Source organism: Mesorhizobium sp. M0500, from assembly GCF_040321165.1.
In the GTDB taxonomy this organism is placed as follows: Bacteria; Pseudomonadota; Alphaproteobacteria; order Rhizobiales; family Rhizobiaceae; genus Mesorhizobium.
On sequence record NZ_JAMYRB010000002.1, the window covers coordinates 595,798 to 614,822 of the forward strand.

The window sequence follows — 19,025 nt, forward strand, 5'->3', positions numbered from 1 at the left end:
AACCGGTTTTGGGAAAATCCGATGCTCAAGACAAAATGCCTAGAGATGCGAAAGGATATTGACCAGCCTGCCGAACGGGTCGCGTACGAAGAAGCGCCGCACGCCCCAGGGTTCGTCCGCCGGACCGTATTCGATGGCAAAGCCGGCCGTCCTCATGCTTTCAAGCGCGGCATCGACGTCGTCGACTTCGATAGAGATGTCCGGCACCGGCGTTCCTGATCCCCCTTCGGCCATGAAACTGACCTGCACGGACATCGTCTCTTGCGAGCCGTAGGTAGCGATCCAGCCCATATCCATCTTGAGATCGAGGCCGAGCACATCCTGATAGAAGGGTTTTGCCGCCGCGATATCCTGCGTGTCTATGTTTGCAACGATGCGCCTGACCTTCACCATGGGCCGATCCTCGTGCTAACCGTGTCGTTGTCGCAACCGTGACAGGCATCAGGCTGTGCGCCGCAGCGCCGTCACCTCGATCTCGATCTTCATCTCCGGCTTGTTGAGCTGGCACACGATCATCGTTGCCGCCGGCCTGATCTCGCCAAAGGCCTCGCCGAGGATCGGGAACACCACATCCACGAAAGCCGCATCGGTGATATAGTAATGCGCCCGCACCACATCGGCCGTCTCGAAGCCGCCGTCCCCGAGCGCCTTGGCGATCGTCGTCAGGCAATTGCGCGTTTGTGCCTCCACGGTCTCCGGCATCGACATGGTCGCATAATCGTAGCCGGTCGTTCCGGACACGAAACACCAGTCGCCCTGCACCACGGCGCGCGAATAGCCGGCGGTCTTCTCGAAGGGCGAACCGGTGGAGATCAGTTTTCGCATGGTGTCCTCCTTTTTTGCAGCGTAGGCGGTTTGGCGAAAGCGGCGGTGACGGCCGATCTCCCCCCAAGTGGGGGAGATGTCCGGCAGGACAGAGGGGCGCGCGAAGGATCGCGGCAGAACGATTTCTAATTCGGCGACCCCAGCGCCTTGTCCAGCGCTTCCTTGACGTCGGCCGGCCATGTACTCACCGCCGGCCACGCGTCCGGCTCGGGCTTGTCGCCGCGGCGGGCGAAATACAGCTTGTGCTTGACCGGGTCGACCGCCATGAAGCCGTCATTGCCACCGCAATCATGCGGCACGCAGCCGCTGGCAAAGAAGGCACCCGACGCGGTTTTTTCCGTGCCGCCGCCGACCAGCAGGCTGGTCGCCATGTCGGGCATGTCCTTGCCGAGCAGCGTCTCGGCTAGCCTGTAGACGGCCTCGTTGTGAAAGGCATCAATGATGTTGTCGTATTTCGACGGATCGATGTCTTTCCAGTCGGTGCCCGGCTCCGGCATGTAGGTCAGATTACCGGACGTCGTCAGTCCGTCCGTCGGCGACCATTGCAGCGCCGGCTTGGAATCGCCCGGCAGCAGATAGGGTACGAAATAGACGGCGCTGTCGGAGATCGCGGCCGGCGGCGCGCCGCATTCATCCTGCTCGACCGTGGTCGTCTGGATCGCACCGCCCTCCGGCTTCCACACGATCACCTTGGCCGGGCCGCACTGGTTGCCGCCGTCGCCGACATCGACCAGCGCCACCTTGACGCCGCCGACCTCGACGATCTTGTCGAAGAAGACGTCGTAATTGCGCGCCAGTTCCTTGCCGTCGAAGGCGAGTACCCGTTCCCCGTATTCTTCCTCCTGGGTGATGGTCAGCTGGCCGCCCTCGAACGGGATCGGCGCCTGCTTGTCATCGTCGGCGGCGGCTGTGTCGCTGGCGCCTTGATCTGCCGCTGGCGCTTCCGTGGCGGGCGTCTGCGTCTGGGCATAGACGCTCGCCGGGGGCAGCAGCATCAGCGGCAGTCCGCAGGCAGCGGCAACAAGCAAGCGTGTCATCACATCCCTCCCCGGACACTTGGCGTAGAGGCTGACCGTCGGCGCGGCTTTAGAGCCTATGCCCAGGGCCGCAGCTCGGCGTTCTTCTTCTCGAACGAAGCGATGGCGCCGGCCTTCTCGATGGTCAGGCCGATATCGTCGAGGCCGTTCAAGAGGCAGTGGCGCTTGAATTCGTCGAGGTCGAACTTGACCACGCCGCCGTCCGGCCCGCGGATTTCCTTGGCTTCGAGATCGACCGACAGCGTCGCGTTGGAACCGCGCGAGGCATCGTCCATCAGCTTCTCCAGGTTTTCCGGGCTGACGGTGATCGGCAAGATGCCGTTCTTGAAGCAGTTATTGTAGAAAATGTCAGCGAACGAGGTCGAGATGACGCAGCGGATGCCGAAATCGAGCAGCGCCCACGGCGCATGTTCCCGGCTCGAGCCGCAGCCGAAATTGTCGCCGGCGACCAGGATCTGCGCCTTGCGGTAGGCCGGCTTGTTGAGCACGAAGTCCGGGTTTTCCGAGCCGTCGTCCTTGTAACGCATTTCGGCGAACAGGCCGGTGCCGAGCCCCGTGCGCTTGATCGTCTTGAGATAATCCTTGGGGATGATCATGTCGGTGTCGACATTGACGATCGGCATCGGCGCGGCGACACCGGTGAGCTTGGTGAATTTTTCCATGGTTCTTGCCCGTCTTCTTCTCGTTGCGGGGAATTGCTGGCGCTCGGTTTACACAATGCCGCGGGCAAATAAAAGACGGCTGTTTTTGGACTTCCGTCGTCGATCGAAACACAAAATCGGTACAAAACAGCTTCAAAACCACCAGCCCATGGTGCACTTTTGTCGACATGACAACGCGATCCACGATCCTTTACGCCAGCGAACCGGGCCTCGGCATCGCCGAGTTCCGCCGCGTTCTGGTGGAATCCGGCCTCGGCGAGACACGGCCCGTCGATGATCATGCCCGTTTGAAGGCGATGCTCACGAGTGCCGCCCTGGTGCTCACCGCGCGCATCGATGCACCGGGCAAGCCGCTGGTTGGTGTCGCTCGCGGCGTCACCGACTTTTCCTGGGTCTGCTATATCTCCGAGCTCGCTGTTTCTGCATCGGCGCAAGGGCTGGGTATCGGCAAGGGCCTGATGGATGAGGCACGCCGGCAACTCGGACCTTCCGTTGCCATCAGCCTGATCTCCATGCCCGACGCCGTCGGCTTCTATGAGCGTATCGGCATGGAGCGCATGCCCAACGCATTCTGGTTCGGCCGCAAGCGCTGAAATCCACTCCCAGCGACCTCAACCCGCGCATTCTTGGCTAGGGTTCTGCCTCTTGACATGCAACCAAATGGTTGCATATTAGAGTCATGAGCATGGATGCCGTCTTTCGCGCCTTGGCCGACCCGACACGCCGGCGATTGCTGGACAGCCTTCATGCCAGGAACGGGCAGACGCTGAACGCGCTGTGCGGTGAGATGGACATGACGCGCCAGGCGGTGACCAAGCATCTGGCGATCCTGGAAGAAGCAAACCTCGTCACCACCATCCGCAAGGGACGCGAGAAGCAACATTATCTGAATCCGGTTCCCATCAACGAGATCGCCGAACGCTGGATCGGCAAATTCGAGCGGGGGCGACTGGGCGCCCTCAGCGATTTGAAGAAACGTCTCGAAAGGGAAGACTGATGAGCAACATTTTCGTTTATGTCACCTACATCCGCACTTCGCCCGAAAAACTCTGGCAAGCACTGACCGAGCCGGAGTTCCAGCGGCAATATTTCCTCGGCGCCCAGATGCTAAGCGACTGGAAACAAGGTTCGGCGTGGAAGATGGTTTACACCGACGGCCGCGTCACCGACAGCGGCGAGGTCCTCGAGATCGATCCACCCAAGCGCATCGTGCTCAAATGGCGCAACGAGTTCATGCCCGAGGTCAAGGCGGACGGCTACACACGCTGCACCTTCGCCATCGAGCAGGAGGGCGAGATGATGAAGCTCGCCATCACACACGAAGCCGATGGACCGCACAAGCTGCTTGGCCATGTGGCGAACGGCTGGCCGCTCATCCTGTCCAGCCTGAAGAGCCTGCTCGAAACCGGCAAAGGCCTGTCGCGCCCGGCGTCGAAGGCTTGAGGTTGTTTCGATAGCGAAACGTTTCTGGAGACAGGGCGATGTACAGTTCCGCGGTGCACAGCATGACCAATGGCGAGACCGTTATGGCGAGCGCCGATGTTCGCGCGCCGCCCGAGCGGATATTTGACGCGCTCGTTACACGCGAGGTCGAGCGCTGGTGGGGGTCCGCCAGGACCTACCGGATGACCGGATGGGCGGCCGACCTCCGCGTCGGCGGCCGCTGGAGCGTCACCGTCGAGACGGCGGCCGGCAGACACCTGCCCGCCAGCGGCGAATTCCTGGAGATCGAAGAGCCGCGCCGGATCGTGCAGACGCGGAGATACGACTGGGACCATCCGACGCTTGGCCGCCGCGAAACCAAAGTCGCCTGGCTGCTGGAGCCGATCGCCGGCGGCACACGCGTCACCATCTGCCATGGCGGCTTCGCCGGCCTCGCTGCTGCCGCAACGAAGCATGCCGAAGGCTGGGCCCGGGTGCTGGGCTGGCTTCAGGCGTATCTTGGTACGGGCGGCTTGGTGGCGGCTTAATCCACCAAGCAACGGTAGCATCCCTTCGCGCCGGCGTTAAATTACATTCAATTCCCGAAACGGCCGCCCGTCGGCGATCCGGCTGTACCCGAACGCCGAGCAATCCACCGTGCGATAGCCGCCATGCACGATCAGTTCGGCCAGCGCCTTGCCGACCGCCGGAGCCTGCTGCAAGCCGTGACCGGAAAACCCGTTGGCGAAGAGGAAATTGCCGACCTCCGGGTGCGGGCCGATCACCGCATTCTGGTCGAGCGTGTTGTAGTCGTAATGGCCGACCCAGGCGCGCGTCGGCTTGATCGCCTCGAAGGCTGGAATGCGGGTCGCCAGCACCGGCCAGATCACCTCTTCGAACAGCGGCCAGTCGGGGTCGAAGTCGGCGGGGTCGGCCGGTCCTTCGCCCTCTTCCGGCTCGGCGCCGCCGGTGATGTAGACCGAGCCCTCCGGCCGGACATAGATGCCGCTCGGGTCGACCAGCAGCGGCATGTCGTCATATTTTTCGCGCGCCTCGAAGACGAAGACATTGCGCTTGCGCGGCTCCACCGGCAGCGCCAGCCCGGCCATTGCTGCCACCTTGCCGGCATTCGGCCCGGCGGTGTTAACGACGGTGCCGGCCTCGAGCCGCTCGCCATTGTCGAGGGTCACGCCGGCGACGCGCTTCCCTTGCCGCTCGATACCGGTCGCCGACGCTGTGATGAAATCGATGTTCTTGCTTCGCAGTGCCTTGCGGAACAGCATCAGCATCGCATGCGCGTCGAACCAGCCTTCGCCGCTGCGGCCATAGGCGCCGGCGGAAATGCCCTCGACCGACAGCCACGGAAAGCGGCGGACGAGCGCCTCCGCATTCTCGAGCACGATGTCGGCGCCCTCGGCCATCTGCGCCTCGTGGTTGGCCCGCAGGATCGGCAGCCCGTTCTCGCCGGCAAGGATGAGGTAGCCACCTTCGCGAAAGCCGATATCGGCGTCCGCGCCAAACTCTTCCCTGAGCCGCCGGAACAGTTTCAGCGTGAATTGCGACAGCCGGATGTTTTCCGGGATCGAGAACTGCTGGCGGATGGAAGCGCAGGACAGTGTGGTCGCCGCATGAGAAAATTGCGGGTCACGCTCGACAAGCGCAATCGAGCCCGAAAACCCTTCCTCGCGCAGATAATAGGCGACCGAGGAGCCGACGATGGCTCCGCCGATGATGACGATGTCGTAATGCACCTTTTGGCCCTTCCGATCTGAACCGCCGAGTCACGCCGCCGGCAGGATGATCTCGAAGCGCGTGCCGCTCGCCGAGTCAACCAGCCGGATCGTGCCATCATGCGCTTTCAGGAGGGCCAGCACGATGCCGAGGCCCATGCCGGTGCCGCCGGAATCGCGGCGCGTGGTGAAGAACGGCTCGAAGATGCGGCCTCGGTTGCTGGGCGAAATGCCGGCGCCGTCGTCAGCGACCACGATGGTGGCCTTGCCGTCCGCTTTTGCGGCTGTGACCGATACCAGCGTCGCGCCGTGCCGCGCCGAATTGTCGATGAGATTGGCCAGCACGATCGCAGCGTTTTCGGCCGATATGCGCAGCCCGATCTCGGTGCCCGCCTCGACGCGCACCGCCAGCCTGTCGTCGGCCGGCAGCAGCGCCAGTGCAGCAGTGAGCGACGTGCTTTCGCCGCTCGGCTCGAGATTTTCGGCGCGCGCCAGGTCGAGCAGGCGGCGCACCAGCAGATTGAGCCGGCCGGCATCGGTGACGATATTGTCCGAAAAGCGCCGCCGCTCGGCCTCGTCCATCGCGCTGCCCGAATCGCGCAGCAGTTCGGCGGCCCCCTGGATCGCCGTCAGCGGCGATTTGAGCTCGTGCGAGACGTGGGTGGCAAAGGTCTGGATGCCGTCGGAGCGTGCGTGCAGCTTTTCGGCCATGTCGAGGAAAGCAGCAGAGAGTTCACCCATTTCGCGCGTGCCGTGGTGATCGAGCGGCCTGATCGCCGCGCGGTCGCCGGCGGCGATGCGTTTCGTGCGTTCCATCAGCGCATAGATCGGACGGCTGACGGCGCGCAGGAAGACCAGCCCGATCAGCAGCGCGCCGCCGAGGATGGTGATTGCCGCCAGCGCCACCTTGCCGCGCTCGCCATAGAGATGCTTGACGATGTTGTTCGGCGTCCGCGACAGATAGACGACGCCGGCGACCTTGCCGGAGACCGCAACCGGCATGGCGACAAAGACGCGAACCTTGGTGCCGCGGCTGACCGAATAGAGCGGCGGCGACGGCTGGTCGGGAACCCGCAGCCTGAGCGCGCTGGCGTAGCGGCCGGCAAGCGCTGCGCGAACCTCGTCGACAGCGGCGAGCGACAGGCCGGCCTCCTCACGGCCGGCGATGACCACGCCTCTGGGATCGAGCAGCCGGAAGCCGGCGAGCGTGGTCTTCTGCGTCTCGGCAAGAATGCCCGACAGGCGTGCGCCGATTGCCGCGAAGGCGGGATCGGCGCTGGCCGCGGTGGCCGCGGGCCGGGTCGGCAGGATCCTGTCGGACGCAAGATCGAGGCGCGGTTCGATTGGCTGGTAGGGAGAGGCCCGATCGCTGGTGTTGGGTGAAGGCACGGGTGCGCCGAGCTTTTCCGGGGCAAGGCCGGCCTCGCGAACCTCTTGCGCATAGATCGCGCCAAGGGCGGCGCCTTGGGCGATCAGCTCGGCCTCGGTCTGCCTGATCAGCTGGTTCTCGTAGAGCCGGAAGAAAAACAGGCCGGCCAGCGGCAGCGCCATCACCATGATCAGGATGGCGATGACGACCGTGGCGAGGCGAGGCCGCCATTTGCTGCCAATCAGTTCTTGGGCGCTCACGCGCCGCATCCGCCCAGCCGAAAACCGACGCCGTGCACGGTCTCGATCGCATCGACGCAGCCGACGGCCGCCAGCTTGGCGCGGATATTGCGGATATGGCTGTCGACGGTGCGGTCTGCGACATGGATATTGGCCGCATAGGCGTTGGCCATCACCATGTCGCGGCCAAGCACATACGCCGGCCGCGCCAAAAAGCCTTTCAGGATCGCGAATTCGATCGACGTCAGCGCCAGCGGCTTGCCGTCGAAGCTGGCTGTATGGCTTGCCGGAACCAGCAACAGTCTGCCATGCGAGAATTGCCGGTCGTCGGCTGGTTCCGGCGTGGGCCGCGCGCGGCGCAGGATGACGTTGACGCGGGCGACCAGCTCGCGCGGGCTGAACGGCTTGGTGACATAATCATCGCCGCCCATCTCCAGCCCGAGGACGCGGTCGATCTCTTCATCCCGCGCGGACAGGAACAGCACCGGCAGGTCGGATGTGTGGCGCAGCCGCCGGCACACTTCCAGCCCGTCCATTTCCGGCATGCCGATGTCGAGCACGACGAGATCGGGCGCATGGCGCTCTATCGCCTGCAAGGCAGCCGCGCCGTCCGGCACCGCCAGCGTTTTCATGCCGGCCTTTTCCAGCGCGAAGCAGATGATTTCGCGAATGTGCGGGTCGTCGTCGGCGACCAGTATGTGGTGCGGCATCAAATCAGCGGCCCGGCATGAAGGGTTCGGACATCGGAGGAACCACGAACGGGCCACGCCTGTCGAGGGCGCGGTTGAGCCGCCAGTCACGAAAGCTCCAGCCCCGCCAGTTTTCCTGGCCGGCGCGGAAGCGTGCTTCGTCCTGTGCATACCAGCCGGCGAGTTCGCGGATGGAGGCATCCTCCGCGGAAACCGTCCTGCTCTGGTGCTGGACGAAGCGATCGAGCGCCGGCAAGGCGCCGGGCCCGAGCGAGCGCAGGTACCAGACGTCGAGCTGGGTGCCTTGGCCGGTCATTTCGAAGCAATGGTCGACATTGTAGTTGGCAATCAGCGCGGCAAAGTTGATGAACGAGCAGGCATAGAGCGTCGCCGATAGCGTCAGAAGATTGGCGGCAAGCAGCCATTCGTTGGACTTTTCGCGCGCGATGCGGGCTATGATCAGGACAAGGCCCGCCGCCACCAGCCCCATCCAGACGAACGCAGCGACACGCCAATAGGTCAGCGCATAGATACCGATATAGAGATCGAGCCGCAGGATCGACGAGATCACCAGGAGGATGTTCTGCGCCACCCAGGCATAAACCAGCCGGCGGATGAGCGGATCGCCGGAGGTCGCACTTCCCGGCCGCAGCGCCGCCAGCACGAAGCCGGCGGCCAGCAGCGCCGTGACGATCAGCGGATAGGCGCCGCGATGCGCGTAGGCGGCATAGGTCAGCCCGTCGGGAAGCGCGATGCCGCCCCACAGATAGGTGGCGTCGAGTGCGCTCTGCACCGCGAACAGGATGTTGAAGACGACGAGCGCGCGGAGGATAGCGGCCTTGCCGAAGACGATGTCCTCGATGGTGGTCCTGGTGGCCGGCGTCGCCGGTGCGCTGGCTGGCGACACCCTGCGGCGGCGGAGAAAGCGCGGCAGCCGCGGCCGCAGAAAGGCCCAGACGCAGGCAAGCACGAACAGCCAGAAGCCGAGACGTGGCAGCTGGACGACGTCGAGCAGTGCCATCAGGTCGATCAGCGAGAACCAATATTCGATGACCGGATTGGCGGCGCCGAACAGCGCGAGGAACACTGCGCCGAGGCCCAGCGGCATGACCCAGACGGCGATCGCCGCAAGGCGCACGCGCCGCCGGCCAAGCCGCCGCGCCGCCGTGCGCCAGCGGAAGAAATCAAGGACGAGCCGAAATGGCGTTGCAAGCAGGAACAGCGAGAGTTGGCCGGCAATACGGGCAAGGCCGCGCCGCAACCGTCCGGCCAGTGAAAGCGCGAGGATGGCCGTCGCCGCCAGCGCGATCGAGACGGACAGTGCGCTGACATTTTCCACAAGCGGCAGCAGCGCCATAAACAGCGCAACCGGCTTGAACCAGAACCTGCCATCGTTGAAGACGTCGAGAGGATGGAGAGCCATGCTCGCCGCTGCAATCGCAACGCCGAACAGGAAAAGCGTGATGCCCGCCGGTTGGCCATAGAAGAAGAAATCGGCCAACGCGACGAGCAGGACGGCAACGCCGAAGCGGCTGCAATAGCTCGGCGCCGCCGAGAGGAATACTGTCATGATCGGGCTTTCTCGGCGGCTTTGATGCGGCTGGTGGGCAGGGATTTCCGGACGAAAGGGAGGAGGGTTGCCAAAGTCTGGGGCGGATCGACGAGCCACCAGCTTTCGCGGCGAAGCCGGTACGGCAGGGACCAACGGGAGTTCTTTTGCTCTTGCATGCCGCCCTTGTCGCATCCGGTCGGGTGGCAAGCGGGGCGGAGACGAGGAGATTTTCCGAAATTGCGTGCAGTTTTTATGCACGGCTTGCCTCGGCTAGCTGCAGGCGGCATAGATCGAAGATGACCACCGAAAGCTACCGCCCGCGCCGCTCGGTGCTTTACGTCCCGGCTTCGAACGACAAGGCGCTGGCCAAGATCCAATCGCTGGCCTGCGATACCGTCGTCATCGATCTCGAGGACGCCGTCGCCCCGGCCGATAAACTTTCCGCGCGCGAAAAACTGGCGGCGATTTTCGCCGGCCATTCCAACCGGCGCTGCGAGATGGTCGTGCGCATCAACGCGCTGTCGAGCGAGTGGGGCGGCGCCGACCTGCTGGCCGCGGCAAAATGCTCGCCCGACGCCATCCTGCTGCCCAAGGTCGACACGCCGCGCGACATTCTCGAGGCCGGCGACGTGCTCGACGACAATTTTATCGCCGACGAAGTCAAGCTATGGGCGATGATCGAGACGCCCAAGGCGCTGCTCAACATTGGGCCGATTGCCGAGCTCGGCCGCGATCCGGCCTCTCGACTGGTGTGTTTCGCTGCCGGAACGAATGACCTGGTCAAGGACACCGGAATTCTCGCCATGCCCGACCGGCGCTATCTCGTTCCATGGCTGATGCAGATGGTGCTCGCCGCGCGCGCCGGCGGCCTCGACCTGCTCGATGGCGTCTTCAATGATTTTCGCGATATGGACGGGTTTGCGCGCGAGTGCACGGAAGCGGCCGCCATGGGTTTTGACGGCAAGTCGCTGATCCATCCAGCTCAGATCGAAGCCGCGAACCGCGCCTTTGCACCGTCGCCCGAAGCAATAGCCGAGGCGCGCGCGGTCAAGGATGCCTTCGCGTTCGCCGAAAATACCGGTAGGGCGGTAGTTGCGCTGAACGGCAAGATGGTCGAGCGGCTGCATCTGGCGCAGGCCGAAAAACTGCTGGCGAAGGCCGCCGCTGTTCGCGCATGACTAACGTAACTGACGACAGGATTGAAGAATGAAACTCTACCGCTTTCTGTCCGGCCCGGACGATGCCAGCTTCTGCCACAAGGTGACGGCGGCGCTGAACAAGGGCTGGCACCTGTTCGGCTCGCCGACCTATGCCTATGACAAGGAGGCCAAGACCATGCGCTGCGGCCAGGCCGTGGTGAAGGACATCGAGGGCCAGGAATACGGCCCCGACACCAAGCTCAGCGATTGGTAGGTGCTACCGGCTACGGCAGCCTTTCCCAGACGGCTCTGATTTCGTTGAGCCGCGCGTCTGCGAGCCCGTCGACGTCATCGCAGCTGAAATAGAGTATCGATAGCGCTGCAAGGAGGCCGGGATAACCGGAGACGTAACCCATCTTCGTAAGTATCTCGGGAACCGGCAGTCGCTTGCGTTCGATCAAGGAGATCGCGCATTCTGCAGTCAGAGATGCCACCGGGTGGTCGACTTCGGATAGCCAAAAGTCGACCAGAGCTAGGAGAATGGCGGGCTCGACGGCAGCACTTGCGGGCAGATGGCAAAGCTCGCTAAGTGCTAAGAACGCGGCATTCGGCGAAATCCTCACTGCGGATTCGATCAGTTCCCGGCTCAGTGAAATGTCGTGATACGGCCAATTGCAATCGATCAGATCGGCAAATTCTGCTTCTGTCATCTGAGTGCTATTCAGCCGCTTCCTCGATCCGCTCCATATCGTCGTCCGACAGGCCGAAATGGTGGCCGATCTCGTGGATCAGCACATGGGTGACGATGTCGCCCAGCGTTTCCTCGTTCTCGGCCCAGTAGTCGAGGATGGCGCGGCGATAGAGCGTGATGCGGTTCGGCCCCTCGCCGGTCTGCGGGTTCCAGCGCTCGGCGATGCCGCGCCCCTCGAACAGGCCGAGCAGGTCGAAGGGCGTTTCCAGCGAAAGGTCGTCCATGATCTCGTCGGTCGGGAATTCGGCGATCTGAATGACGATCTCGCCGGTCAACTTGCGAAAGTCCTCCGGCAGATGGGCATAGGCCTCCAGCGCCAGGAGCTCGATTTCCTCCATCGTTGGCGAAAGCTGGTCGTGCCAGATGCGTGTTTGGTAGATGCGAGCCATGCTTTGTCCTTTGATCCCGGCATATAGGCTTTCGGGCCGGACTCGGCAAATGGTCGGGCTGGGGTGACCGTGTCACGCCCCCACTACAGGAATAAATTCCCCATGACTCCGCTTGACTCTTTGGCCGGCCTCTGGAATTCTAGGGAACATAACAGGAACAATTGTGAGTGGAAGCTGACCGTCATGGCGACAAGCGCCGTGGCGCGGGAGACTGTTTTTGCCCTGCGCCGCCAGATCGCGAAGATCGAAGGGACCTTGCCCGAGCGCCTGGAGGCGCCGGCCAGTTCGTCGTTTGACGCGGATGTCTCTCGTCAGAGTCTGACACCCTCTCGGCATCCGACACCCGCTCGGAATCTGACCATTGTCCGGCGCGGCCTCGCCATGGCGCCGCCCGATGCGTTTTTGCGCACCGGCGCCGAGCGCCTCGATGCTGCGCTGAGCGGCGGCCTGCCGAAGGCGGCGGTGAGCGAGTTTCATGGCGCCGCGACCCGCGATGCCGGGGCCGTTGCCGGTTTTGCCTTGTCGCTCGTCAGCCTGATCCTCAGCCAGGGGCCGCGATTGCCGGTGCTGTGGATCGGCACATCCGAGGTTTTCCGCGAGGCCGGCTTTCCCTATGCCAGGGGGCTTCACGCCTTCTTCGGCATCGAGCCGGAGCAATTGCTGTTTTCCGAGGCGCCAAGGCTGCTCGATGCGCTGTGGATCGCCGAGGAGGCTGCCCGGATGACGGCGCTGGCCGCCGTCATCCTCGAAATCCGCGGCAGCCCGCAGCGGCTTGACCTCACCGCGACGCGGCGGCTGCACGCCCGCGCGCAGAGTGCGGGCCGGCCGCTGTTCCTGCTGCGCCAGGCCGGCGAGCCCGAACCGACGGCAGCGCCCGTCCGCCTCATCCTGTCGGCGGCACCGGCGGCAACGCGTAAGACGCTTGCCGGGCCGCTCGCCGGCTCGATCGGCCGACCCGCCTTCACCGTCGCCATCGGCAAGAGCCGCACGGCCTTGCCCGGAAAATTCACACTGGAGTGGAACCCCGATGAACGCATATTCGAAGAAAGACGGGGCGAGCAAGGAAGGTCTCAGGAATGGGCCCCAGAACGGCCAAAGACTCCTATCCCTGTGGTTTCCGCATCTCGCCGCCGAGAGGATCCTGCGGCAGCGTCTGGGGCGGTCCTGGCGTTCCCGGCCGTCGGATCACCTGCCGCTGGTGATCAGTCACCGCGACCGGAACGCCCAGCGCATCGCCGCCCTCGACGAGCGGGCCGAGGCGCTTAATCTGAAGCGCGGCATGGGCATAGCCGACGCACGCGCCATGCATCCCTCGATCGACATCGTGGAGGCCGATCCGGAGGCCGACCGGCGCCTGCTCGAAGGCCTCGCCGACTGGTGCGACCGCTATACCCCGCTGGTGGCGCTTGACGGGACCGACGGCCTCTATCTCGACGTCACCGGCTGCACCCATCTTTTCGGCGGCGAACGCTCGATGCTGGACGATATCCTGTCGCGTTTTTTCCATCAGGGCTTCGATGTCCGCGCCGGGCTTGCCGCCACGCCTGGTGCTGCCTGGGCGGCGGCGCGGTTTGCTGGCGACCGCATCGTGCCCGATGGTGAGGAGGAAGCGCTTCTCGCGCCCTTGCCGCTGGCGGCGCTGCGCATCGACCCGGAGGTACGCGCCAGCCTCGAAAGCGTCGGCCTGCGCACGGCGGGCGCCGTCATGGCGGCACCGCGCGCGCCGCTGGCCCGCCGCTTCGGCGCATCGCTGCTCTTGCGTCTCGACCAGGCGCTTGGCCGCCTCGAGGAGGCCGTGTCGCCGCGCCTGCCGGTGGCACCGCTTTCGGTCGAGCGTCACCTTGCCGAGCCGATCATGCTGACCGAGGACATCGAGCGGCTGACCGGCATGCTGGCGACCACCTTGAAGAGCGACCTCGAGCGTCGCGGCGAGGGCGCAAGGCGGCTGGCGCTGCTGCTTTTCCGCGTCGATGGCGGCGTCAGCCGCATCGCCGTCGGCACCTCGCGGCCTCTGCGCGAGCCGCGGCTGATCCAGAAATTGTTCCACGAAAGGCTTGCCGCGCTCGAACAGGATATCGACGCCGGCTATGGCTTCGATCTCGTGCGCCTTTCGGTGCTGACCGCCGCCGCCTTCGACATGCAGCAGGCCGACCTTGCCGGCGAGACGAGCGACGACGGTGCCGATATCGCGCTTTTTGCCGACCGCATTCGCGCCCGGCTCGGCGAAGGCGCGGTCTTGAAGCCGGTCGCCGTCGAGAGCCATTTGCCGGAGCGCGCCGTCGCCACCCTTCCCTTCACGGAGGCGCCGCAGAGAAGCTCGCCGCCGAAGCAGCCGGACAAGGCGAAGGACGCTCCCTCGACCGTCTTCCAGCCGGAACGGCCGATCCGGCTTTTCCGTTCGCCCGAGCCGATCGAGGTGCCGGCCACCGAAATGCCGGAAGGCCCGCCTTTGAACTTCCGCTGGCGGCGCGCGCTCTATCGGGTCGCGCGCGCCGAAGGGCCGGAGCGCATCGCGCCGGAATGGTGGCGAGGGGCGGCGGGACGAGAAGATGCCCCGACCCGGGATTATTTCCGCATCGAGGATGCCGACGGCCGCCGTTACTGGCTCTATCGCCAGGGCCTTTACAGCGCCTCGCAGCCCTCGCCACGCTGGTTCATGCATGGGATCTTCGCATGAATGCGCTGACGGCCAACCCCTATGCCGAATTCGGCATCCAGTCGAACTTCTCGTTTCTGCGCGGTGCCTCGAAACCGGAGGAGCTGGTGGTCGCGGCAAAATTCCTGGGGTTTTCGGCGATCGGTCTCGCCGACCGCAACACGGTGGCGGGCGTGGTGCGCGCCTGGCAGCAGGCCAAGGTGGAGGGTGCTTCCTATCATCCCGGCTGCCGCCTGGTTTTTTGCGACGGCACGCCGGACATCCTCGCCTACCCGCAGGATCGCAAGGGCTGGGGGCATCTCTGCCGCATGCTGACGCAGGCCAATCTGCGTGACGAGAACGAAAAAGGGGCGACGCTCCTCAAACAGAGCGATCTTCTCGAATGGGGCGATCTCCTGTCGCTCGCCATACTGCCGGATGTGTCGGCGGACGCGGAAACCAGCCTCGCACTCCTTAGCCGGCTCACGGATCGTTTCGGTGAAAACCTGCGGCTTGCGGTTTCGCCGGATTACCGCGGCAACGACCGCTTCCGTATCGAGCAGGCGGCGGCGATGGCGGAGCTGGCCGGCATCCCGTTGATGGCGACCAACGATGTTCTCTACCATACGTCGGAACGGCGCCCGCTGCAGGACGTGCTGACGGCGATCCGCCTCAATGTGCCCGTCGCCGAGGTGGGGCTGGAGCTGGCGGCCAATGCCGAGCGTCACTTAAAGCCGCCGCTGGAGATGGCACGGCTTTTCCGCAGGCATCCGCAAGCGCTGGCGGAAACGCTGCGTTTTGCCGGCGAGCTGACCTTCTCGCTCAGTGACCTGCAATACAACTATCCCGACGAGCCGACGGAATCGGGTCTTGGGCCGCAGGCCGAACTGGAAAGGCTGGCCAAGGAGGGAGCCGCCATCCGCTACCCCTCGGGCGTGCCCGCTTTTGTGACGCAGCGCATCGAGGAGGAGCTCGCTCTGATCGAGCGCCTGAACTACGCGCGCTATTTCCTGACTGTCCACGACATCGTCAAATTCGCCCGCAGCCAGAACATTCTCTGCCAGGGGCGCGGCTCTGCCGCCAACTCGATCATCTGCTTCTGCATTGGCATCACCGAAGTCGGCCCGGACAAGATCGAAACGCTTTTCGAACGCTTCATTTCCGAGGAAAGAAACGAGCCGCCCGACATCGACGTCGATTTCGAGCATGAAAAGCGCGAGGAGGTCATCCAGTACATCTATTCCAAATACAGCACCAAGCGCACCGCGCTGGCCGCCGCCGTCGTCAGCTACCGGGGCCGCTCGGCGATGCGCGAAGTGGCCAAGGCGATGGGCCTGTCGGACGACGTCCGGGGCGCGCTGTCCAGTTCGATCTGGGGCTGGTCGACCTCGGAGCTCGGCGAAAAGGAGACAAAGGCCGGCGGCCTCGATCAGACCGATCCATCGACAAGGCATGTGATCGAATGCGCCAACGAGATCATGGGCTTTCCTCGTCATTTGTCGCAGCATGTCGGCGGTTTCGTCATCACCCGGGACCGGCTCGACGAGATCGTGCCCATCGTCAAGACGGCGATGGACGAGCGCAAGATGGTCGAGTGGGACAAGGACGATCTCGACGCGGTGAAAATCCTTAAAGTGGACGTGCTGGCGCTCGGCATGCTGACCTGTCTGCAGCGCGCTTTCACCCTGCTCCAGGATCATTATCCGCAGGCGCGGGACGAGTACGGCCTGCCCTATGTGCTGGCCACTCTGCCTGCCGAGGACAAGCATGTCTACGACATGATCTGCCGTGCCGACACGATCGGCGTCTTCCAGATCGAATCGCGCGCGCAGATGTCGATGCTGCCGCGGCTGCGGCCGAAAAGCTTTTACGACCTCGTCATCGAGGTGGCGATCGTGCGGCCCGGCCCGATCCAAGGCGACATGGTCCACCCTTATCTGCGCCGCCGGCAAGGCAAGGAAAAACCCGAATATCCCAAGCCGGAACTGGAAAAAATACTCGGCAGGACGCTGGGCGTGCCGCTGTTCCAGGAGCAGGCGATGAAGATCGCCATCGTTGCTGGCGGCTTCAGGCCGGGCGAGGCCGATGAACTGCGCCGCGCCATGGCGACATTCAAGCGCACCGGCACGATCGGCAATTACCGCAAGAGAATGGTCGACGGCATGGTCGCCAAGGGCTACGAAAAAGACTTCGCCGAGCGCTGCTTCAAGCAGATCGAGGGTTTTGGCGAATACGGCTTTCCCGAGAGCCACGCCGCCTCCTTCGCCCTGCTGGTCTATGCCTCCTGCTGGTTCAAGACCTTCTATCCCGACGTGTTCTGCGCCGCGATCCTGAATTCCCAGCCGATGGGGTTTTACCAGCCGGCCCAGCTTGTCCGCGACGCGCATGACCACGGCGTCGAGATCCGCGAGGTCGACGTCAATTTTTCCGGCTGGGATTGCGCCTTGGAGAAATCGCCTTTCGATCCGGATCGTATCCTTGACCGCCATGCCCAGATGCGCGGCGTCATCCGGACCAGCCATGCCGTCCGGCTCGGCTTTCGCCAGGTCAAGGGCCTGTCGAAGGAGCGCATGGAAGCGTTTGTGTCGAGGCGCGGCGCCGGCTATGCATCCGTACGCGACGTCTGGCTGCGCTCGGGCCTCAACGTCGACGAGATCGAAAAACTGGCGCAGGCCGACGCTTTCCGGTCGCTTGGATTGAACCGTCGCGACGCTCTATGGGCGGTCCGCGCGCTCGACGGCAAGAGTGCCGCCGAAAAGCTGCCGCTGTTCGACCAGCCGGCGATCCGCTTGCGCGATCTGGAGCCTGCAACCAGGCTCCCGACAATGCCGCTCGGCGAGCACGTCGTCCACGACTACCGCTCGCTTGGCCTGTCGCTGAAGGCGCACCCGGTCGCCTTCCTGCGTCAAAGGCTGGATCGTTCCGGCGTCACGCCCAATGTGCGGCTCGGCCAGGTGCGGGACGGCCGGCGCGTTTCGGTCGCCGGCCTCGTGCTGGTGCGGCAGCGGCCGGGCAATGGCAAGGCGATTTTCCTGACGCTGGAAGACGAGAATGCGGTCGCCAACATTATTTTCTGGGAAAGGACTTTTGACCGCTTCCGCCCCATCGTCATGGGCGCGCGTCTCATCCGCGTCACCGGCAAGTTGCAATCGGAATCGGACGTCATCCATATCGTCGCCGAGAAGGTCGAGGATCTGACGCCGTGGCTGTCGGTGCTGCTTGAGCAGGCAAGGCCTGCGGACAGACTGTCGAGCAGTGCAGACGAGGCTCAGCCTGGCAGCATCGCGCAAACGGAACTACTGGGAAAGGCAGAGAAGGTCATGCCCAAAGGGCGCAATTTTCAATAGAGGCGCGAAAGATCGCGACGGAGCGGCTCTGAACCGCAGCACTCAGGGCGTTCCACCCAGGCGCGGCGGCGGTGGCATGGCATCATCTATGGTGATGACACGCGCTTCCGATGGCAGCATGATCGGAATGCCGTCCCGCACCGGATAGGCAAGCTTTGCCACCCGCGAGATAAGCTCGCCGCGCTCCGGATCCCAGGCAAGCGGCCCCTTGGTCAGCGGGCAGGCCAAGAGTTCCAGCAGCTTGGGGTCGACAGTCCTGTTCCCGTCACGTCCATCCGCCATTTGGTTTGTCCTTATCTGGGCAAATCGGGTTAAGGTTTCGAGCGCGAACTTCCTTCTCCCCTTGTGGGAGAAGGTGGCCGAGCGAAGCTCGGTCGGATGAGGGGTGTTCCAGCTTGGCACCGACGGCACTCCGTCCAGTACCCCTCAACCGTCTCGGCGCTGCGCGCCGATCCACCTTCTCCCACAAGGGGAGAAGGCAAGAACCTACTGCAAACTCGAACCGAAATCCTCATTGTCGCGCGCCAGCGCCATTTCGGTGATGGCGATCAGGGTCTCGGCGCGTGTCTTCAGATCGGCCGCTTCGAGCAGCGCCTGTTTCTCGGCCGGCCCGTAGGGCGCCATCATCGACAGTGCGTTGACCAGCATGGCGTTTTCGGCGCGGCTGACGCTTTCCCAGTCGGCCTCCAGATCGTTAGCCTGCAGATAGGCGCGAAACGCTTTGAGCAGCGCCGGCCGGTCGATCTCGGCGTCTGCCTGCTCCTCGTCGAGATCGGCGAGAAAGGGTGCCAACCGGCACTGCCGGAACGGTGTTTTGACCGTGAGCTCCTGGACAATACGGAACCGGCACACGCCCTGCAGCGAAATCAGGTAACGGCCGTCGCCGCTCTCGGACAGCGCAATGATGCGCCCGGCGCAGCCGACATTGCAGAGCTCCGGCTCGCCGTCGGGACGCAGCGCACCGTCAAGGCTGGGCTGGATCATGCCGATCAGCCGCGGCCCGGCGATCGCCTCGTCGACCATCTGCAGATAGCGCGGCTCGAAGATGTTGAGCGGCATGCGGCCTCCCGGCAGCAGCAATGCGCCCTCAAGCGGAAAGATCGGCATGGTCGACGGTAAGTCCGCAGCGAGCCGGTAATGCGCGTTTCCCGCCTGCACCTCAATCCTCCGATCGCTTTGTCAGGAAGCGCACCAAATCCGTCTCCTCCCGGCCGGCACAAGGCGCAACACCGGAAACCT

21 protein-coding genes are annotated in these 19,025 nt (G+C 64.2%); 9 read left to right on the plus strand and 12 right to left on the minus strand.

Features of this window, described 5'->3' with window-relative positions:
* Positions 1-39: 39 nt before the first annotated feature.
* The 4 genes from NKI70_RS06740 to leuD form a co-directional block, all read right to left on the minus strand.
* On the minus strand, positions 40-390 hold the full coding sequence (locus NKI70_RS06740; protein WP_352570210.1) for a VOC family protein: 351 nt from the start codon (positions 388-390) through the stop codon (positions 40-42).
* A 51-nt stretch (positions 391-441) separates the two neighbouring features.
* Entirely contained in the window at positions 442-825 is a 384-nt protein-coding gene (locus NKI70_RS06745) for a RidA family protein (RefSeq protein WP_352570052.1), read from the minus strand.
* A 125-nt stretch (positions 826-950) separates the two neighbouring features.
* Positions 951-1,862 (minus strand): Ivy family c-type lysozyme inhibitor, encoded by a 912-nt coding sequence (locus NKI70_RS06750; protein ID WP_352570054.1) that lies wholly within the window; start codon positions 1,860-1,862, stop codon positions 951-953.
* Between the two features lie 56 nt (positions 1,863-1,918).
* Positions 1,919-2,524, minus strand: a complete 606-nt coding sequence (gene leuD, locus NKI70_RS06755) for a 3-isopropylmalate dehydratase small subunit (RefSeq protein WP_352724397.1) — start codon at positions 2,522-2,524, stop codon at positions 1,919-1,921.
* Positions 2,525-2,691: 167 nt separating this feature from the next.
* Here leuD and NKI70_RS06760 point away from each other — a divergent pair, with 167 nt between their 5' ends.
* The 4 genes from NKI70_RS06760 to NKI70_RS06775 all read left to right on the plus strand — a co-directional run bounded on the left by NKI70_RS06760 (position 2,692) and on the right by NKI70_RS06775 (position 4,494).
* A complete protein-coding gene (locus NKI70_RS06760) occupies positions 2,692-3,117 on the plus strand; it encodes a GNAT family N-acetyltransferase (protein ID WP_352570056.1) in 426 nt (141 codons plus the stop codon).
* Between the two features lie 92 nt (positions 3,118-3,209).
* Positions 3,210-3,521 (plus strand): ArsR/SmtB family transcription factor, encoded by a 312-nt coding sequence (locus tag NKI70_RS06765; RefSeq protein WP_031213186.1) that lies wholly within the window; start codon positions 3,210-3,212, stop codon positions 3,519-3,521.
* Positions 3,521-3,967, plus strand: a complete 447-nt coding sequence (locus tag NKI70_RS06770; RefSeq protein ID WP_352470856.1) for an SRPBCC family protein — start codon at positions 3,521-3,523, stop codon at positions 3,965-3,967. Before NKI70_RS06765 ends, NKI70_RS06770 begins: the two co-directional genes overlap by 1 nt.
* Before the next feature lie 38 nt (positions 3,968-4,005).
* The gene (locus NKI70_RS06775) at positions 4,006-4,494 is read left to right on the plus strand and encodes an SRPBCC family protein (protein WP_352577301.1); all 489 of its coding nucleotides are present in this window, start codon (positions 4,006-4,008) and stop codon (positions 4,492-4,494) included.
* Between the two features lie 36 nt (positions 4,495-4,530).
* On the opposite strand, the gene NKI70_RS06780 is transcribed toward NKI70_RS06775, so the two are convergent.
* The 4 genes from NKI70_RS06780 to NKI70_RS06795 are packed head-to-tail and all read right to left on the minus strand — an operon-like array spanning position 4,531 to position 9,543.
* On the minus strand, positions 4,531-5,697 hold the full coding sequence (locus tag NKI70_RS06780; RefSeq protein ID WP_352577303.1) for an NAD(P)/FAD-dependent oxidoreductase: 1,167 nt from the start codon (positions 5,695-5,697) through the stop codon (positions 4,531-4,533).
* A 30-nt stretch (positions 5,698-5,727) separates the two neighbouring features.
* Positions 5,728-7,314 (minus strand): ATP-binding protein, encoded by a 1,587-nt coding sequence (locus NKI70_RS06785; protein ID WP_352577305.1) that lies wholly within the window; start codon positions 7,312-7,314, stop codon positions 5,728-5,730.
* Entirely contained in the window at positions 7,302-7,994 is a 693-nt protein-coding gene (locus NKI70_RS06790; protein ID WP_352450230.1) for a response regulator transcription factor, read from the minus strand. The genes NKI70_RS06785 and NKI70_RS06790 overlap by 13 nt, the downstream gene beginning before the upstream one ends.
* Before the next feature lie 4 nt (positions 7,995-7,998).
* Complete coding sequence (locus NKI70_RS06795; RefSeq protein ID WP_352697021.1) at positions 7,999-9,543, minus strand: DUF4153 domain-containing protein; 1,545 nt, start codon at positions 9,541-9,543, stop codon at positions 7,999-8,001.
* Positions 9,544-9,821: 278 nt separating this feature from the next.
* Between NKI70_RS06795 and NKI70_RS06800 the strand changes: the two genes are divergently transcribed.
* Complete coding sequence (locus NKI70_RS06800; protein ID WP_352697023.1) at positions 9,822-10,703, plus strand: HpcH/HpaI aldolase/citrate lyase family protein; 882 nt, start codon at positions 9,822-9,824, stop codon at positions 10,701-10,703.
* Positions 10,704-10,731: 28 nt separating this feature from the next.
* The gene (locus tag NKI70_RS06805; protein WP_352458330.1) at positions 10,732-10,938 is read left to right on the plus strand and encodes a DUF1737 domain-containing protein; all 207 of its coding nucleotides are present in this window, start codon (positions 10,732-10,734) and stop codon (positions 10,936-10,938) included.
* 10 nt (positions 10,939-10,948) lie between these two features.
* Here NKI70_RS06805 and NKI70_RS06810 read toward each other — a convergent pair whose 3' ends face one another.
* On the minus strand, positions 10,949-11,374 hold the full coding sequence (locus tag NKI70_RS06810) for a hypothetical protein (protein WP_352470864.1): 426 nt from the start codon (positions 11,372-11,374) through the stop codon (positions 10,949-10,951).
* A 7-nt stretch (positions 11,375-11,381) separates the two neighbouring features.
* A complete protein-coding gene (locus tag NKI70_RS06815) occupies positions 11,382-11,804 on the minus strand; it encodes a metallopeptidase family protein (protein ID WP_352594348.1) in 423 nt (140 codons plus the stop codon).
* A gap of 183 nt (positions 11,805-11,987) precedes the next feature.
* Here NKI70_RS06815 and NKI70_RS06820 point away from each other — a divergent pair, with 183 nt between their 5' ends.
* Genes NKI70_RS06820 through NKI70_RS06830 form a run of 3 tightly spaced genes read left to right on the plus strand, consistent with a single transcriptional unit; the run spans position 11,988 to position 17,786 of the window.
* Complete coding sequence (locus NKI70_RS06820; protein ID WP_352697025.1) at positions 11,988-13,070, plus strand: ImuA family protein; 1,083 nt, start codon at positions 11,988-11,990, stop codon at positions 13,068-13,070.
* A complete protein-coding gene (locus tag NKI70_RS06825) occupies positions 13,003-14,481 on the plus strand; it encodes a DUF6504 family protein (RefSeq protein ID WP_352636475.1) in 1,479 nt (492 codons plus the stop codon). The genes NKI70_RS06820 and NKI70_RS06825 overlap by 68 nt, the downstream gene beginning before the upstream one ends.
* Positions 14,478-17,786, plus strand: coding sequence for an error-prone DNA polymerase (locus NKI70_RS06830; RefSeq protein ID WP_352636476.1), 3,309 nt, complete (start codon positions 14,478-14,480; stop codon positions 17,784-17,786). The genes NKI70_RS06825 and NKI70_RS06830 overlap by 4 nt, the downstream gene beginning before the upstream one ends.
* 42 nt (positions 17,787-17,828) lie before the next feature.
* Here NKI70_RS06830 and NKI70_RS06835 read toward each other — a convergent pair whose 3' ends face one another.
* Positions 17,829-18,068 carry a Trm112 family protein gene (locus NKI70_RS06835; protein WP_023675986.1) on the minus strand — a complete coding sequence of 80 codons (240 nt, stop codon included), beginning with the start codon at positions 18,066-18,068 and terminating at the stop codon, positions 17,829-17,831.
* 204 nt (positions 18,069-18,272) lie between these two features.
* The gene (locus tag NKI70_RS06840; RefSeq protein ID WP_023675985.1) at positions 18,273-18,944 is read right to left on the minus strand and encodes an LON peptidase substrate-binding domain-containing protein; all 672 of its coding nucleotides are present in this window, start codon (positions 18,942-18,944) and stop codon (positions 18,273-18,275) included.
* Positions 18,945-19,025 lie beyond the last annotated feature (81 nt).

Coding starts and splice junctions, on each gene's coding strand:
- NKI70_RS06800 (WP_352697023.1), top strand. CDS start 9,822: ATGACCACCGAAAGCTACCGCCCGCGCCGCTCGGTGCTTTACGTCCCG.
- NKI70_RS06820 (WP_352697025.1), top strand. CDS start 11,988: ATGGCGACAAGCGCCGTGGCGCGGGAGACTGTTTTTGCCCTGCGCCGC.
- NKI70_RS06745 (WP_352570052.1), bottom strand. CDS start 825: ATGCGAAAACTGATCTCCACCGGTTCGCCCTTCGAGAAGACCGCCGGC.
- NKI70_RS06760 (WP_352570056.1), top strand. CDS start 2,692: ATGACAACGCGATCCACGATCCTTTACGCCAGCGAACCGGGCCTCGGC.
- NKI70_RS06765 (WP_031213186.1), top strand. CDS start 3,210: ATGGATGCCGTCTTTCGCGCCTTGGCCGACCCGACACGCCGGCGATTG.
- NKI70_RS06805 (WP_352458330.1), top strand. CDS start 10,732: ATGAAACTCTACCGCTTTCTGTCCGGCCCGGACGATGCCAGCTTCTGC.
- leuD (WP_352724397.1), bottom strand. CDS start 2,524: ATGGAAAAATTCACCAAGCTCACCGGTGTCGCCGCGCCGATGCCGATC.
- NKI70_RS06775 (WP_352577301.1), top strand. CDS start 4,006: ATGTACAGTTCCGCGGTGCACAGCATGACCAATGGCGAGACCGTTATG.
- NKI70_RS06785 (WP_352577305.1), bottom strand. CDS start 7,314: ATGCGGCGCGTGAGCGCCCAAGAACTGATTGGCAGCAAATGGCGGCCT.
- NKI70_RS06810 (WP_352470864.1), bottom strand. CDS start 11,374: ATGACAGAAGCAGAATTTGCCGATCTGATCGATTGCAATTGGCCGTAT.
- NKI70_RS06835 (WP_023675986.1), bottom strand. CDS start 18,068: ATGGCGGATGGACGTGACGGGAACAGGACTGTCGACCCCAAGCTGCTG.
- NKI70_RS06750 (WP_352570054.1), bottom strand. CDS start 1,862: ATGACACGCTTGCTTGTTGCCGCTGCCTGCGGACTGCCGCTGATGCTG.
- NKI70_RS06770 (WP_352470856.1), top strand. CDS start 3,521: ATGAGCAACATTTTCGTTTATGTCACCTACATCCGCACTTCGCCCGAA.
- NKI70_RS06815 (WP_352594348.1), bottom strand. CDS start 11,804: ATGGCTCGCATCTACCAAACACGCATCTGGCACGACCAGCTTTCGCCA.
- NKI70_RS06795 (WP_352697021.1), bottom strand. CDS start 9,543: ATGACAGTATTCCTCTCGGCGGCGCCGAGCTATTGCAGCCGCTTCGGC.
- NKI70_RS06790 (WP_352450230.1), bottom strand. CDS start 7,994: ATGCCGCACCACATACTGGTCGCCGACGACGACCCGCACATTCGCGAA.
- NKI70_RS06830 (WP_352636476.1), top strand. CDS start 14,478: ATGAATGCGCTGACGGCCAACCCCTATGCCGAATTCGGCATCCAGTCG.